The sequence below is a fragment of the Hydrogenophaga sp. BPS33 genome, from assembly GCF_009859475.1.
Classification (GTDB): Bacteria; Pseudomonadota; Gammaproteobacteria; order Burkholderiales; family Burkholderiaceae_C; genus Hydrogenophaga.
The window spans coordinates 301409-315614 of sequence record NZ_CP044550.1 but is presented as its reverse complement, the minus strand read 5'-3'; the positions used below and the strand labels follow the sequence as shown (position 1 = coordinate 315614).

Annotated in this window: 13 protein-coding genes; 10 read left to right on the top strand and 3 right to left on the bottom strand. The window is 61.1% G+C overall.

The features are described from left to right. Window positions 1-8 precede the first annotated feature (8 nt). A complete protein-coding gene (locus tag F9K07_RS30865; RefSeq protein WP_159597387.1) occupies window positions 9-1022 on the top strand; it encodes a hypothetical protein in 1014 nt (337 codons plus the stop codon). Further along, on the top strand, window positions 1022-1618 hold the full coding sequence (locus F9K07_RS30860) for a single-stranded DNA-binding protein (RefSeq protein ID WP_159597386.1): 597 nt from the start codon (window positions 1022-1024) through the stop codon (window positions 1616-1618). The genes F9K07_RS30865 and F9K07_RS30860 overlap by 1 nt, the downstream gene beginning before the upstream one ends. Before the next feature lie 196 nt (window positions 1619-1814). Here F9K07_RS30860 and F9K07_RS30855 read toward each other — a convergent pair whose 3' ends face one another. Next, a complete protein-coding gene (locus F9K07_RS30855) occupies window positions 1815-2108 on the bottom strand; it encodes a type II toxin-antitoxin system RelE/ParE family toxin (RefSeq protein ID WP_159597385.1) in 294 nt (97 codons plus the stop codon). Further along, a complete protein-coding gene (locus F9K07_RS30850; protein ID WP_159597384.1) occupies window positions 2098-2376 on the bottom strand; it encodes a type II toxin-antitoxin system ParD family antitoxin in 279 nt (92 codons plus the stop codon). Before F9K07_RS30850 ends, F9K07_RS30855 begins: the two co-directional genes overlap by 11 nt. A gap of 403 nt (window positions 2377-2779) precedes the next feature. Here F9K07_RS30850 and F9K07_RS30845 point away from each other — a divergent pair, with 403 nt between their 5' ends. The 3 genes from F9K07_RS30845 to F9K07_RS30835 all read left to right on the top strand — a co-directional run bounded on the left by F9K07_RS30845 (window position 2780) and on the right by F9K07_RS30835 (window position 7397). Further along, window positions 2780-3886, top strand: a complete 1107-nt coding sequence (locus F9K07_RS30845) for a DUF3150 domain-containing protein (RefSeq protein WP_159597383.1) — start codon at window positions 2780-2782, stop codon at window positions 3884-3886. A gap of 48 nt (window positions 3887-3934) precedes the next feature. Continuing rightward, on the top strand, window positions 3935-6085 hold the full coding sequence (locus tag F9K07_RS30840) for a VWA domain-containing protein (protein ID WP_159597382.1): 2151 nt from the start codon (window positions 3935-3937) through the stop codon (window positions 6083-6085). A gap of 247 nt (window positions 6086-6332) precedes the next feature. Continuing rightward, window positions 6333-7397 (top strand): DUF7146 domain-containing protein, encoded by a 1065-nt coding sequence (locus tag F9K07_RS30835; RefSeq protein WP_159597381.1) that lies wholly within the window; start codon window positions 6333-6335, stop codon window positions 7395-7397. Between the two features lie 73 nt (window positions 7398-7470). On the opposite strand, the gene F9K07_RS30830 is transcribed toward F9K07_RS30835, so the two are convergent. After that, window positions 7471-8196: a hypothetical protein gene (locus F9K07_RS30830; protein WP_159597380.1), complete on the bottom strand. Its 726-nt coding sequence runs from the start codon at window positions 8194-8196 to the stop codon at window positions 7471-7473. A 153-nt stretch (window positions 8197-8349) separates the two neighbouring features. Here F9K07_RS30830 and F9K07_RS30825 point away from each other — a divergent pair, with 153 nt between their 5' ends. The 5 genes from F9K07_RS30825 to F9K07_RS30805 all read left to right on the top strand — a co-directional run bounded on the left by F9K07_RS30825 (window position 8350) and on the right by F9K07_RS30805 (window position 14202). After that, entirely contained in the window at window positions 8350-8952 is a 603-nt protein-coding gene (locus F9K07_RS30825; RefSeq protein WP_159597379.1) for a hypothetical protein, read from the top strand. Window positions 8953-8988: 36 nt separating this feature from the next. Then, window positions 8989-9651 (top strand): hypothetical protein, encoded by a 663-nt coding sequence (locus F9K07_RS30820; protein ID WP_159597378.1) that lies wholly within the window; start codon window positions 8989-8991, stop codon window positions 9649-9651. 72 nt (window positions 9652-9723) lie between these two features. Continuing rightward, window positions 9724-11631, top strand: coding sequence for a TraI domain-containing protein (locus F9K07_RS30815; RefSeq protein ID WP_159597377.1), 1908 nt, complete (start codon window positions 9724-9726; stop codon window positions 11629-11631). Between the two features lies 1 nt (window position 11632). Then, entirely contained in the window at window positions 11633-13588 is a 1956-nt protein-coding gene (gene traD / locus F9K07_RS30810) for a conjugative transfer system coupling protein TraD (RefSeq protein WP_159597376.1), read from the top strand. After that, entirely contained in the window at window positions 13585-14202 is a 618-nt protein-coding gene (locus tag F9K07_RS30805) for a hypothetical protein (RefSeq protein ID WP_159597375.1), read from the top strand. The genes traD and F9K07_RS30805 overlap by 4 nt, the downstream gene beginning before the upstream one ends. Window positions 14203-14206: the final 4 nt, after the last annotated feature.

Below are 14206 nucleotides of genomic sequence, written 5' to 3'. Positions count from 1 at the left end.
GAAGCAACATGCGAGATTTCATCAACTTGTTCGGCTACCTGCTGATGTCGCTCTTGCGAGCGGGCATCTGGGTACTGAGACCGATGGGAAGCGCGATCGATTTGGCCGCCAGAAGGATGGCCAAAGGGATCAACATCAACACCGCTCCTTCGCAGAAGCCCGCACGAGTGCAGGTCGAAAACGAGGATGCGGGTCAGCTGCAGCCAATGCGCAATGTGCCGAGTTTGGGGCAGCCGCTCCAGTCGGCCGACTTCACGGTTGCAGACCGGATCATTTCGATTCGCCTGGAGCCCCCTGTGGGCGTTCTTAACCTGCGCGTGTACAAGGCGACGAAGACGGTCAAGCGCGACTTGATCATCAACGAGCCGCGGCTGCGCGCGATCATGAAGGGTCGCCGATTCACTTTCGCCGATGCCACCTTCGATCCGAAGGCTGACATCGAGGAAGTGAAGGAGGAAACGGTGCTATTGGCCGAGGAACTGATCAACCGGGTGGGTAACGCTCGGGTGAAAGGCCTCAAGCCAAGCAAGGAGCAACGCAAAGCGGAGATCAGCCAAAGCTCGTCGGCGCCGGCTGCAAAGGTTGTGGCGAAAGCCGAGACCAAGCAGAAGGCCAAGACGAATGCGGTTGCTCAAGCCCCAGCTGCGCCCGAAAGGGTCGCAGTGAAGGTGGATGCATCAAACGCTGTACGCGCGGCGCAAGGCGCAACGGAGAAGAAGGTGTTTACGCCTTCGCCAACGGTGGGTATTACCTACGTTGGAACGCTGTTGCAGGCGGGCTCTCATCGCGTGACGCCAAGAGATCGGGATGCCTACGAAGTCTTTCAGGCGGTCATCCTGCTGGAAAACGGCGCAGAGCTTCCTCTGCGCGGTGCTGAACTCGAGCGAGAGCTGGAGGCAGCAGGATGCGAAGTTGGTAAGCGAGTGTCGATCACGCCCATGGGCAAGGTCCCCGTCTCGCTGGCCAACGGCGGCCAAGGAAGCAAGAACCTCTACAAAGTCGAGAACCTGAAGGTGAACTGATGATCGTGATCAATGTGCATGGCCGACTGGCTCATCAACCCGAGCTGAAAATTCTCGGGAATGGCGGCGCGGTGTGCGAGTTCCGCCTGCTGAGTTCTCGCTTTGCGAAGGGCGAAGAAGTCACCGAAGCGGTGACATTCTTCTGCTTCGACGGCGAGGCCGAGAAGTTCTGCGAAACGGCCGAGAAGGGGCAACTCATCTCGGCCAGCGGCACCCAGGAGACGTCGTCTTACACCGACGCCGCAGGGGTGAAAAAATCCTTCACCAAGTACCGGATGACCTGGCACGCCAAGGGTGCACGGCCTCGCAGCTCGCATCCTGTCGCACAAGGCTCGGACGGTACTGGCTCGCAGCGACCAACAAGTGATCGCTACGGCGCTGGCAGACAGGCAGCGGGCAACACGCGAATGAATGGAGCAGGCGCGAGCCGTTCTGGCTTCGCACAGGGGCAGCAGAGCACGCGGCCCCCGCAACAAGGCCGAGACGAAGGCGCATCCCACTCGCAAGAGCGGCGCGCCAGCCACCCCGGCGCGGGTGAATCCAGCTCCGGCAATGACGGCTTTGCCGATTTTGATGACGTGACTGGGTTCGTCTAAGCGAAATCAGCCCCTGGCCGGGACACCCCCGGCTGGGGATGCTTTCGGAGTCAAACCCAACTTGGGGCTACTGGTCGGTGGCCTCGCAGGACCCTCGAAAGAGGGGACTGTCTAAAGACAACCGCGTCTTTAGACAGTCATTACGGAGGAGGGTCGCTGGGCCGACGTGGGCCTATAACTTCCGAGACTGCCTATTTCAACCTGAGAAATCGTCTGTATCGATGTCGCGGCTACTGTGCAAGACACGCTCGACCCTGACGACAGATCCAACAATCCGGAAGAAGAGGATGTATCGCCCATGGGAGCACATGCGCAGGCCAGGAACAAGATCCTCGCGCGCTGTATAGCCACTCGGCATTTTGGTGATCTTCTCTGCCTGGTCGATCAATTCATCGACGAAGGTTTCGGCACGGCGCGGGTTGTCCTGCGCAATGTAGTCGCCGATCTCTTGCAGATCAGCGACGGCCAGCGGCGAAAGCTCACACCGCACTTGACGGTGTGCCTTTGCTACCCCGATCCTTGTAGCGCGCTTTCAGCTCCGCACGAACCTCGGATAGTGGCCGCCCAGGACCACTGACGATACCGGCCTGAATTTCGGCCCGAAGGGATTCCAGCTTTGCCCGCTTGAAGACAGTCTGCTCTTCGAGCAAGCGCAACCCATCACGGATGACCTCGCTCGCGCTCAGGTAGCGGCCAGAGTCAATCTGTTGACGGACAAAGCCTTCGAAGTGATTTCCTAAAACGTAGCTGGATGGCATTGCAAAACCTCTGTGCCAAGACTATCAAAAATTGATAGTGCTTGCAACTTTGGCCAGGCTCCTTGCCGCCAGAAGCCTGCGCAAGTCCTCGAGCGAGAAGATCGCCGCCAGCTCGATCTGAGCTGACCGTTCAACGGTCTGGGTTCGATGGCGGGACGCAACCGCCCAAGTGTGCCAAATAGCACGTGCGAGGGTGGTGTGTGTACGCGTGCATGGCGAACATCCCGTGCCTGCTCATGGCGTGGGCCAGGTCGATTGCCCTCACCGCTACCGCAGCATACAGTGCAAGGGTTCGGCATCGCCGTACGCAGGCCTTAGCGCCTGCATTCATCATCACACCCCCGCGGGAATTCACTTCCCGCATGGGGTAAGTGGGTTCCCGCTCCTACATGGAGCAACCCACATGAACGCATCAGTCGTTCCCAACATCAAACAGGCGAAAGCCACCGGTATCGTCTGTGTCACGCTGGATATCCACCTCTGGTCAGGCCGCAAGCGACTCCGCAAGGAGAATCTTCTGGCCAAGAACCCCGAGTTGGCGCATCTCCCCCCAGAGTCGCTGGCCACGCTGGGCTCGATCAAGATCGCGGACCCGGAAGACCTGGCACCGTTTCTCAAGTACAAGCGCGAGGCCGAAAAGCTGCTCAAGCTGCACGGCCTGCCGCTTCTGGGCACCATCGGTATCCCCGAGGGAAAGGTCCATCTGGTCCACAGTGGTCTGCTGGAGATCAAGCAAAAGTTCGATGACCTGGCGCTGAAGCTGTACCAGGACTTCGATGCGCGTATCGGCCAGTGGCGCTCGCGTATCGACAACCAGGACTGGGAGCACTTGATCACGGACATTCCGACCCCGGAATACGTGGCTGGACGCCTTTCCTTCGGGTCCCATCTCTGCCGCGTTAGCGCGCCCAGCAGCGATGAGTTCAGCGAGGTCAACCAGCAGTTCGGCAAGCAGATGACGGGCCTCAAAGGCGAGTTGTTTGCTGAGGCAGCGGAAGAAGCCAAAACCCTGATGGAGAAATACCTGATGGGCAAGGACGCTCACGGTGCCGTGCGCAAGCGCGAGAAGATCACGCAGAAGACGCTGGGCCCGCTCAAGCGAATCGGCGCGAAGTTCAAGAGCTTCAGCTTCTTGGACCCGACCGTGGAGCCGCTGGCACAGATCGTCGATCACGTGCTGGCATTGCTGCCGGATGATGGCCCGATCGAGGGCGTGCACCTGATGCACGTCTGGACGTTGGCCAAGACCCTGTCGAACAATGCGTCGGCGCAACAGGCGGCATTGCTGGTCAGGGACACGGGCGGCGCGAACCACGCGTTCGAATCGATCCTGCGCACTGCACCCGAGCAAGTCGAGAGTCCTGCGGAGGCGTTGATTGGCGTCAAGCCCGACAACACCCCCGTGCAGGAAATGCAAGTGGATGTCGATGCTTCTACGGATGCGTCGCCGCCTATGCAACCGAAGGGCTATGACGATGGCTTCCAGCCGGAGTTCGTCGGCCTTTTCTAACGCAATCCAACGACGTCCTGGCCTCGCGCCAGGGCGGTGGGAGCAAACATGCAAAACAACACCAACGTCGCAACGGCCAAGAAGGTCGTTGCGGGTTTCGTGTCGCTCATCCTGGGACGTGCCACCACCATCATTTGGGGGCAGCACGTATCCATGCTGGCGAATGGAGACATCACTCTACCGACACCCACCACGGGTGAGGAATCACAGATCGCTGCGCTGACGCGCATGGCGGTACACGAGGCAGGACACGCACTGCACACCGATGTGGGCTGCTTTGACCGGCTTTCGAACGAGCAACAGTGGGTGTTTAACCTGCTGGAAGACCCGCGAATGGAAAAGCAGCAGCGAAAGCTGTTCCCCGGTGCGGGCGTGATCCTTGCGCGAGGTTTCGATGATGCTCTGGACACGATTCTCAATGGGATCGACTTGCAGCGCGAGGAGGATCGCGCGAAGGTGCTGCAGCTCGACGTCATCATTCGCGGTATGCGCGCCTTGTCGCCGTACGCAGCGATCGAGGAACGAGCGCAGGCCTTCGAGGCGCTTGCGGCCCAGGTGGTCAGCGAGCATCAGCGAATGGTCATCGAAGCCGCGATTGCGGAACTGGCAACGCACACGTCCAGCATTGAGACCGAGGACCTGGCTGTGCGGCTCGAGCGCCAACTGCGCGAGCAGCCGCCCGAGGAACAGATGCCACCCGAAGACGGGGGGGATCAAGACCAGGACCAAGAATCGGAACAGCAAAACCAAGGCGAGGCCCAAGAGGACCAGGAGAGCGGCGAGCATGGCCAGGCCCCCGAACCCAGCAGCGAATTGCAGCAGGGGGACGATGGCGAAGGCGAGGGCGCCGACGACAACAACGATGCCCCGGGCGAAGACGGCCAATCGGCGGCGGGTACCCCGCAAGCAGAAGGCAAAACGACTGAAGCGCAGGATGGCGAAGGCAGCGAGCAACCCGATAGTGGCGAGGGCGCCAGTGGGCCAGAGCCTGCATGCGGCCCCAAAGCCTCTGGCGGATCGTCAGGGAGCCACGAGGGCGAGGCGCCAGGGCAACCGGCAACGGAAGCGAGCGACCCGGTTGGCGAATCCGAGCCTGCAGGGGACAACCCCAACGGTGAGGCAGGCGAAGGCGGAGAATGCTGCGCGCAGCCCGAAGCAGACCTGGACGCCAAGCAGGAGCAGCAGCCGCTGACCCTACCCAAGAGCAGCTACGACCTGGGAGACATGCTTCGTGAGGCCTACGAGGCTCAGCACGGCAAGATCACGGAGCCGCAACAACAGATGCAGGAGGAGACGCGGGTGGACGAGCAAACGCTGCGTCTGCTTGCCGAAGCGATTGCAGATGTCGGCGAGGACGGCCAAGACCTTGAGGAGCTGGTGCAGGTTGCGATACAGCATCTGGAGCGGACTGACGTCGCAAAACAATCGGGTGTCGCCAACGGAACACCTGGTGCTACGGTGCTCGCCGCTGCAGTTCCCCTGGGCGTAGGTCCTGACGTTCGCCTGGACGGTGTGCAGTCGCGGCTGGTGCGTGTCTTGTTGCGAGAGCTTCAGGACAAGCGCCGTAGGCCTACGTCGTATGCCAGAGCTGGTGGCCAGGTGGCTGTCAATCGCTTCTGGCGCTTGAACTCACTCGGCGACACGAAAGTGTTTCGGGTGAAGGCAAAGCGCAACGGCGTGGACGCCGCGGTCAAGGTGCTGCTCGATCGCTCGGGAAGCATGGCGAAGGTGCTGCCAACGGCCGCAGAGGCAACGCTTGCGTTCAGCCTGGCGATGCAGCGACTCGGCAACGTCTCCACTTCGGTGGCGATGTTCCCGGCCCAGACCGATATCACCGAGTCACTGCAGACCTTTGGGCAACCCGCCCAGCAGGCAGTGCGGCGCTGCGCCAACCTGGTCGCGACCGGGGGAACGCCCCTGGGGGCGGCTGTGGCGCGTGAGTTGCCAGACTTGCTGCGGCAGAAAAAGGAAAAGCACGTGCTGGTCGTCGTGACCGACGATGGTCCGGACGATCCTCATCTGCTGGCAAGGGCCCTTGAAGAGGCCTACGAGAACGATGTCGAGGTAATTGGGGTGGGGATCGGTTGTTGCATCCGAGCCTTCATTCCCAACTCGACGAGCATCAGCTGCACCGAACAGCTACCCGATGCGATGGAAGGCCTGTTTCGTGAAAAGCTCGCTCTGAGACTCGCGGCCTGATGCTCATCAACTCCTTGCTCCCCGTATGCGGGGGGCTTTTTTCAGTCCTTATCTCGAGTGCTGAAACAAGCCCTGGCGTTCGCGCCAGACGTGGTCAACGACGTTGGACAGGGTGTTTCTGGCCCTGGAGAATTGGCATGTTTTCGCAGTTGCGAAGATCGCAGCCTTCTGGCTGCATTCAACCACCCACTGGGGCGAGCCTGTCCCTTGGGACGTTGCATGCCTCAGTTTCTTTGGAGATTGGGACGTGAACATCAAAGCAGAGGACCTCGTCTACGATCGCTGGCCGGACATCCTCACGGCAGCAGGCATGGATGCGAGTTTCTTCAGCCCGCGAAATGGACCGTGCCCCTTCTGCGGAGGCACTGACCGCTTCCGATGGGCGAAGAAGAACGGCGGGCTGTGGGTTTGCAATCAATGCACCGGTGGAAGCTACGCAAATGGCTTTCGAATGCTGATGGAACACATGGGATACGCATCGTTTCGCGAAGCGGCAGACCACGTGCGAAGCTATTTCGGTGCAGGCGCACAGATCCAGGCCATTGCGCGCGAGGCGCGTGTGGCCAGGTCCAACGACCTCTCGCCCGACCAAGCACAGCGCAATCTGCAGCGCATCCAGCGTTTCTGGAGCGAAGCGCGCGAGATCACCGCCGGCGACCCGGTCTCGCGCTACCTGAGCAACAGGGTGCCCGGTTTGGACGTGAAGCCGCAAATGCTGCGCTATCACCCGGGCCTGGAGTACTGGTCTCCACCGGAGACGGAGGGCGGCAGACCGGTTTCACTTGGCAAGTACCCAGCCATGCTTGCGCTCGCGCAAGACGCCAGGGGTGAGGTGGTGCAGCTGCACAAGACCTTCCTCACAATGGATGGTCACAAGGCAGCCGTACCGTTGGTCAAGAAGACCGACTACGGCCTGGGCATCAACTCCTTCGCCATTCGCATGATGCAGCCCGTGGGCGACACATTGGCGGTGTGCGAAGGCATCGAAACCGGACTTGCAGCAGCGATGCTGCGCCGAGTGCCTGTATGGCCTTGCCTGAACGGCCCAGCGATGGCGCAGTTCGAGCTGCCCCAAGACCTCAAGGCGCAAATCCGGCGCCTGGTGATCTTTGCGGACCACGATGAGCGCAAGCGAGTCGGTGTCGTTGATGGAGTGCAGAAGTTTCGCCGCCCTGGCAGCTTCTACGCCGAGCAGCTCGCTCAGCGCATCCGCAAGGACGGCGTTCGGGTGCTCGTCATCAAGGCAGCATCGCAAGGCCAGGACATGGCCAACCAGTGGGCCGCGCAGTACGAGCGCGCCCACAGCCATTGAACGAAGGAAGCCACCCGTCTACGGACGGGTGGCTTTTTCTATTCGCGCTTGCCAGAGCGCTCCGCCCCGATGGCTACGAGAAGAACAGGTAGGCGCTGCTATCGCGCGGGATGTTCTTGCCCGCCTTGAGTACGCACACCAGCTGTGAGAAATGATGCATGCCTTCACCCAGGCCGTTCTCCACGAAATCCGAATCGCGGCGGTCTGCGGCCGCGATGGTTGGCTTCAAGACTAGGGTGTGCTTGCCATCGAAGCTGGAGAAACTTGCACGCAGCGGGCTTTGTGCCACGCAATTGCGTAAGTCGAAGCCGGCACTCGCGCCGATCAGGTAGATCTGATTGCGCGTCATGTTCATTGGATGGACGAGCACCTCGATCGCGATCAAGTAGTCGCCGCTCTGGACGCCGAAGCCCATGTTGCGGGTAGCGCGGAGGTAGTACAGCGAGTCGTCGGCGTCGACGGCAATGCTGCCGAGATCGTCCGGAAGTGAAAGTGCCAAGTCCGGACCTGAGCCAAGTGAGTGGACGAGCCGCGTGCTCGCCGGGAAACTACTGCCGTCAGCGTCAAGAAACCAGCCCATGGGCTTGCGGGTCAATTCCGAAATCTTCGCCAGCAGGTCCAGATCCGGGAGCGCCGTGGCGTTGAAGGCCAAGAACTCGCTGGTGACGCTCTCGTGAACGCCCAGCGAGACTGCCAATGCACGACTTCTGTCTCGCAAAGTCGGGGGAAACCCTAGCTCATCGAGAGAAATTCGCAATCGGGCCCTAAAGCGCTGCGGAAGGATGTCGATAGCGGACATGGAGGGGGCATGCCTTGGGCGCGAGCCATGGCAGGATCAAATGTGAACGCAGGACCTTTGCTCAGCTCAGCATATCGGGGAGCGGGAGCGGAAACTTTAACGTGGACGGCACTGAGGGAGGATGAACTTGACGAATATACGACGAGAGAAGAAATGCTTACAGCCAAATTGAACTCGCAGCTCTTTGGCGACTGGCGTCTGCCCAACTACACACGCTCCATCATCGCCGAGAACTACAAGGCGCTGATGCGCCGTTGGCAGATCGCGCGCAGTACTGCAGACATGGACGCCCGTGTAGTAGCCCGTTGGTTTCCCGAGCAGGATGCGCTTCTGGAGCTGCTCGCGGTCCTGAGCGAAGAGGAAGTGCTTCGCATCGCGGACACCAGGGCGCCTCTGTTCACCATGGTGCTGCACGAGGGGCTGAAGCCGTCCACGGCGGCGGCGCTGGTTCAGCCAGGCGAACTTGAGGTCGCCAATCGGCAAGAGGCCTTCATGGCGCTTTCCGTCCGGCTCGATGCATTGCGCACCTCACACGAACAGGGCTGTGTGCTCTTTGACCTGGGTTCGGCAGAGGCAAACTATCTCGCTCGCATGGCTCCCCATGATCTTTGGGATCTGGCGGCAAACCCCGCTCTGGTGCTGCTCCCTGCAGCCGCCGACAAATTTTTCACCGTGGCCGCCTCGCGCGACATGAGTTCTGCCGAACGCACCATGTACATGGGAATGTCCAAGCGTTCGAAAGCCGGCGTGCTCTGACTCCCTAACAAAGCTCTACAACCACAAGCAAGCATCATGGATAAGTTCACCGGCCGCGCACTCGTAACCTCTGGAAACCGCAAGGTGTTGTTCGAGGACCCTGCTTGGGATGATCGCTTCGACGTTCTCATGGAGCTGACCACCCGAACGAAGCTCATCTACCAGTTGACCGGCACCAACGTGCACGAGCCTCGCCTGAAGGAGGAGATGAATCGGCGCTTGGCTGCCCGCGGCGTCACGGTGAGTCGGCCGCGCGGGACCATCAAGGCTGCGTCCTCAGAACGCTTCCTGGAAACAGCGGCCGAGCGCTATGAGGCAGCCTACCTGATGGCGCTGCACTTCGGAGCGCGCGGCGCGGGTGAGCATGCAGAGGTTGAAACGAACTATGCGCGCGCGGTAGACAAGCGCATCGAAGTCTATTCAAAGTACAGAAGCGATGTCGCGCCCTGTGGCGGGGAGCACCGCATCACGTTCGAGACCTACTGCCTGCTCATCAATGGCATCAAGGCCGGCGATATCGAAGTGCGCCATTGCGGGACATGCAAAACCAAGCATCCAGTGAGCCGCCTGCACATCGGCCCGGCGGCCTGCCCGGCGTGCGTCACGCAGGATTTGCGCGTTTCAGAGGCAGAAAGTGAGATCGGAGCGCGAATCGCCGCCTTCAGGGCCTCGCGCGTGAATATGCGCCGCGTCGGCTGATCCCGCTCTACGGGCACTTTTGGGGTTGTAGGCTGGGGTCAGCCATGGGGTGTTGAGTAGAAAAATACCTGGATGCTCCAAAAGTGGATTTCCATATTGAGGCGTGCTGCGCCGCCCGCAATCAGCCGTACCCAGCGCGCAAGCCAGCAAGGAAGTGGCGCACGCAATTCGAACGCCGCACGGCCGGCGAACGTCGCTCAGCCCCCTGCGTACCCTCCGGTTGATCGGGGGCTCGCCATTGCGACGCCTGAGGGAATCCTGAGCGCAAATGAAGCCCTACTGGGGCGCTTGCGGCTTCATGCGGCCAGTGACGCCGCCATTTTTGAGCAGAGATTCGAGCAGCCGCTGCTGAGACTGGCTGAACAGGTCAATGTCCTCCCTGCAACTGCAACCGCTCTCTTCTCTGGCGAGGGTGGGTTGTTTCGCGCCGCAATTGAAATGGGTTTCTACAGCTACCAGGCGGGGGATGGCCGGATCTTCACCGGTGCGGAAACCGTCGAGCGCCGCCATGCACTGGAGGGCCGCTGGCGCTACGTCTGCTTCCTCGCAGGCATCCTATATCCGCTGGGAAAGTCGCTGGACACAATCGTCATCACCAGCGAGGAAGGCGCGACATGGCGCCGGCATTTCGGCAGCCTCACCCAGTGGGCGGCAGACAGCAACGTGCAGCGGATCTTTGCGAGGTGGCCCAATGTGGATGAGTCGCCGCAGGAGATTGGTCCTTCAACCCACACGTCCGCCTTGATCGCAGTGATCGTTGGTGCCGAGAACCTGCAATGGCTGGAAGACGGTTCGCCGGAACTGGTGAAGACCTTGTATGAGATCTCATCGGGCAGTGCGACGCAGGCGCGCAACTGCCTGGATGTCATCCAGACCATCTGGGAGCGTATCTCCCGGCGAGAGGAAGCACGACGACCGCAGGCGTACGGGCGCCAGATCGTTGGCACGCACATGGGCCCATACTTGGTGGGCGCCATTCGCGAGCTGCTTGGATCGGTGGGTTGGAAGATCAACGGGGAGAAGGTCAAGGCGGATCAATCCGGTCTGTACCTCGTCTGGCCAGATGCGATCGAGGACATTGCGCGTTTTGGTGTCCAGCAGGGGTACCCGGGCTGGCCAGCCAGCCCCACCACCATTGCAGAGTTGCTCAAGGCGTCACAGGTGGTGACCCAAGGCGGGGAAGAGTGCCTCGGCATGGTTGAGGTAGTCGCCGGCGATGGTGAGATCCTCATGGCGCTGAAGCTTCGGAATCCGCTGTCTGTTCTTGAAGACTTCGATCCGGACGACTATGTCGAGCAGGTACCCAAAACCCTTGACGCCATCGTGGCGGCCGATCCGCTGGCACGCGCCGAGGTAACAGCTGGGGCGGCGACGCAAGTACAAGTTCGCCGTGGCGAAGCACAACTTGCGCCCCTGGAGCCCGAGGCCGATCCCGAGTCGACACCGAACTCGCCTGCAGAGGCCACAGAGCTGCGACAGTCGCACGACCAGGACGCCCAGGCTGGAGCGCACCTGGCGACGATTTCCGAGGGCCCAGAGCTCGCGAAGCCGACCGTGGGAAGCGGAGTCCCCCAAATGCTTCACGAGGAAGAGCCTTTGGCCGCAGCAGCGGCTGCGCCCATTCGCGAGGCAGCTGAGGTTCGGTACAGCGACCTGGTGCCGCAGGAAGTTCAGAAGGACATCAAGAAACGGCTGCATATCGAGTTGCTTGGCAAGGTCATGAAGGCCTGGCGTGACCGTGGTGAGGCCAGCAAGTCGATGCGCATGACGGACAACGGCGCGGCCATCACGGTGGAAAAACTCGCCACGCTCGTGCGCGATGTGCCTGCATGGGTGGGCGAAATGGCTGCAGCCGGTCTGATCTACAGCCCCCCGGCCACGCCGGGGCTGAAGGTAATCAAGGTCGCTATTCCGGAGGGGTCTAAGCCCAAGGAAGCGGTCGTGCTCTCGCGGTTCGCTGTGAAGAAATTGGGGCTTTGACATGGCAGAGAAGAAGCGTTTTGAGCAACTGCTGCGCCCGGTCTACGAGGCCCGAGCGGCTGTTGCTTGGGCAGTCGCCTGCATATGGATGGCAGGCGTCAGCATCGCCCTTGAAGCACCGAAGCCGGCGCTGGTGGCGTGTACGCTGCTCGCACTGTGCATGACCGGCCTGCGATTTCTTTCTGCCAACCGCCTGCTCAAGTACAAGCTTTCGCTGCTTGGCCAGCCCACGGTGGTGATGCCCGCGACCAGGCTGCAGCGCTCCATGTCCAAGTTGGGAAACAATCTCTGGTTGGGTTGGGGCTATCGCTGGGAGCCACGCCACACACAGCGAGCCTACGAGATCATGAAGCGCGACCTGGTGGACGTGTACCCGCCGCCGTGGTGGCTTAAGTGGCGCGGGGACAAGCGCGACCCCCTCAAGTCCAAGGGACTGCCGTGGATTCATGGCCTGGACATGGGGGAGAAAGACGTCGTTCTGCCCTTCGAATCGCTCAAGGGGCACTGCGCCATCATCGCCACTACCGGTGCGATCAAGACCCGTCTTGCGGCGCTGGTGATTTTCCAGCTGGCCATGCGCGGCGATTGCGTGATCGTGATCGACCCCAAGGGCGACAAGGACCTGCGCGAGATCTGTCGGCAGGCAGCCCTGCTTTCGGGCAAGCCTGAGCGCTTCCTGATGCTGCACCCGGCATTCGCCAGTGAGTCGGTGCGTTTGGACCTCATCAAGAACTGGGATCGCGTCTCCCAGGTGGCCTCGCGGATCACCATGGTTCTGGACAGCCAGGAGAGCGACAACTTCAAAGAGTTCTGCTGGATGGCGGTGCACCGGATCACGAACGCCATGAAGTATGTCGGTCGCCGGGTGTCCATCTATACGCTGAAGACGGCGATGGAATCGCGAACGGCGGTCGAGGCACTGACCGAGCAAGCGCTAAAGAAGTTCTTCGAGGTTGATTGCCCTGGACTGCATGAGGCATTGGAGAAGCAGATCAATGCACTGGCCTCCGCCGGCGGAAAGCCGCAAAAGGGCGCCATCGAGACCAGCTCGCCAGAACTGGCGGCAATGATCAAGGTGTTCCAAGAGCAGGTGCCAGAGGACGAGGAACAGGCCAAGCTGACGGGCTTGCCTATCAAGCCGGAAGAACTGCGCGGCCTCATCGCCATTCTCGAAGCAAACCGAGAGTGGTTCGGCAAGATGATCGTGTCGATCACGCCGATGCTCACCAAGCTCACGACGGATGACCTCAAAGGGCTGCTGTCGCCCGACTACGACGACATCAACGACCAGCGACCCATCATGGATGGCAAGCGCATCGTCGAGGGCAACCACATTCTGTACATCGGCACAGACACGTTGGCTGACGAGTCTGTCGGCCGAGCAATCTCGACCATGGCTCTGGCCGAACTCTCCGCGGTGGCAGCCGAGATCTACAACCACGGCACCGGAGCCGATACGGGCGAAGAGCCCCGTCGTGTGCATGTGGTGATCGACGAATGGGGCGATGCAGTGTGCGCGCCGGTCATCCAGCAGGCCAACAAGGGCCGCGGCGCTGGCTTCTTCATCTGGGCGCTGGGACAGACCTTCAGCGACTTGGTGGACAAGTTCCAAGGCAACACGGCGCGCGCTAAGCGCTTCATCGGAAACATGAACAACATGATCGTGGGAGCCACCCAAGATCCCGACACGATGGCGCTCATCACCGAGAAACTGGGCGAGACAACGATCACGGTTCGCGGCCAGTCCACGGGCATTGGCTCAAAGACCGAGGACGTGGGGCTCGAGTTCTCCGCGAATTCAAGCACCTCGATTTCCGAGAAGGACAAGGAGATCTTTCCGCGCTCGCTGTTGCCGAGCCTGCAGGACCTCCACTACATCGGGTTCTTCAACCGTGGCGAACTGGTCAAGGGCCGAATCCCCGTAATCGTCGAAGACAAGAAGTATCGAAAGAAATGACCACTATCGTCACCCTCAACGCGGCACGGGCGCGCAGTCTGCAGCAAGTCCTCAAGAACGACGCCACCGTGTATTGGCCTGTCAGCGAGCTGCACCAGTCAGACCAGGACGAGTGGATCACGAACGCCGTCAAGGGCACCCCCGAAGAGGCCTTTGCGCAGGTGATCTGGGCGCACCACCCGAACCTCAAGGAAGCGACCCGCAAACTGGCCGAGTACATCGGCCCGCGCTGGCCAGCCCAGGATGGTCGCTCGCTGCTGGCCGTGTGCGTCGCGGAAGCACTACGCCGTTCGAACAACGCCGTGAAGAATGGTGAGGCATTCCTGGGTCGAATCGTGGGCGTCTATCTCTACGGTCTCACCGAACACGCTGCCGATGTCGCGCGCCTTTCCATCACGGGCATGGATCTGGATGGCATCACCCATCGGTGGACGCCGTTCTCGGAGCCGCTTGCGACCTGGGCCAAGCGCCTGGGCGTGGATACCGTGTGTGTCGAGTTCGCCAGCCCAGCTCCGAGCGAGGGGACCATCGCCGGAATCCGCACCCACATGGTGACCCACCTGTCCAACCCGACCGACACGGGCTATCTGCTTCGTCATGCTGCACACGGCTGAACGC

Coding starts and splice junctions, on each gene's coding strand:
- F9K07_RS30865 (WP_159597387.1), top strand. CDS start 9: ATGCGAGATTTCATCAACTTGTTCGGCTACCTGCTGATGTCGCTCTTG.
- F9K07_RS30860 (WP_159597386.1), top strand. CDS start 1,022: ATGATCGTGATCAATGTGCATGGCCGACTGGCTCATCAACCCGAGCTG.
- F9K07_RS30850 (WP_159597384.1), bottom strand. CDS start 2,376: ATGCCATCCAGCTACGTTTTAGGAAATCACTTCGAAGGCTTTGTCCGT.
- F9K07_RS30845 (WP_159597383.1), top strand. CDS start 2,780: ATGAACGCATCAGTCGTTCCCAACATCAAACAGGCGAAAGCCACCGGT.
- F9K07_RS30840 (WP_159597382.1), top strand. CDS start 3,935: ATGCAAAACAACACCAACGTCGCAACGGCCAAGAAGGTCGTTGCGGGT.
- F9K07_RS30830 (WP_159597380.1), bottom strand. CDS start 8,196: ATGTCCGCTATCGACATCCTTCCGCAGCGCTTTAGGGCCCGATTGCGA.
- F9K07_RS30825 (WP_159597379.1), top strand. CDS start 8,350: ATGCTTACAGCCAAATTGAACTCGCAGCTCTTTGGCGACTGGCGTCTG.
- F9K07_RS30820 (WP_159597378.1), top strand. CDS start 8,989: ATGGATAAGTTCACCGGCCGCGCACTCGTAACCTCTGGAAACCGCAAG.
- F9K07_RS30815 (WP_159597377.1), top strand. CDS start 9,724: ATGCTCCAAAAGTGGATTTCCATATTGAGGCGTGCTGCGCCGCCCGCA.
- traD (WP_159597376.1), top strand. CDS start 11,633: ATGGCAGAGAAGAAGCGTTTTGAGCAACTGCTGCGCCCGGTCTACGAG.
- F9K07_RS30805 (WP_159597375.1), top strand. CDS start 13,585: ATGACCACTATCGTCACCCTCAACGCGGCACGGGCGCGCAGTCTGCAG.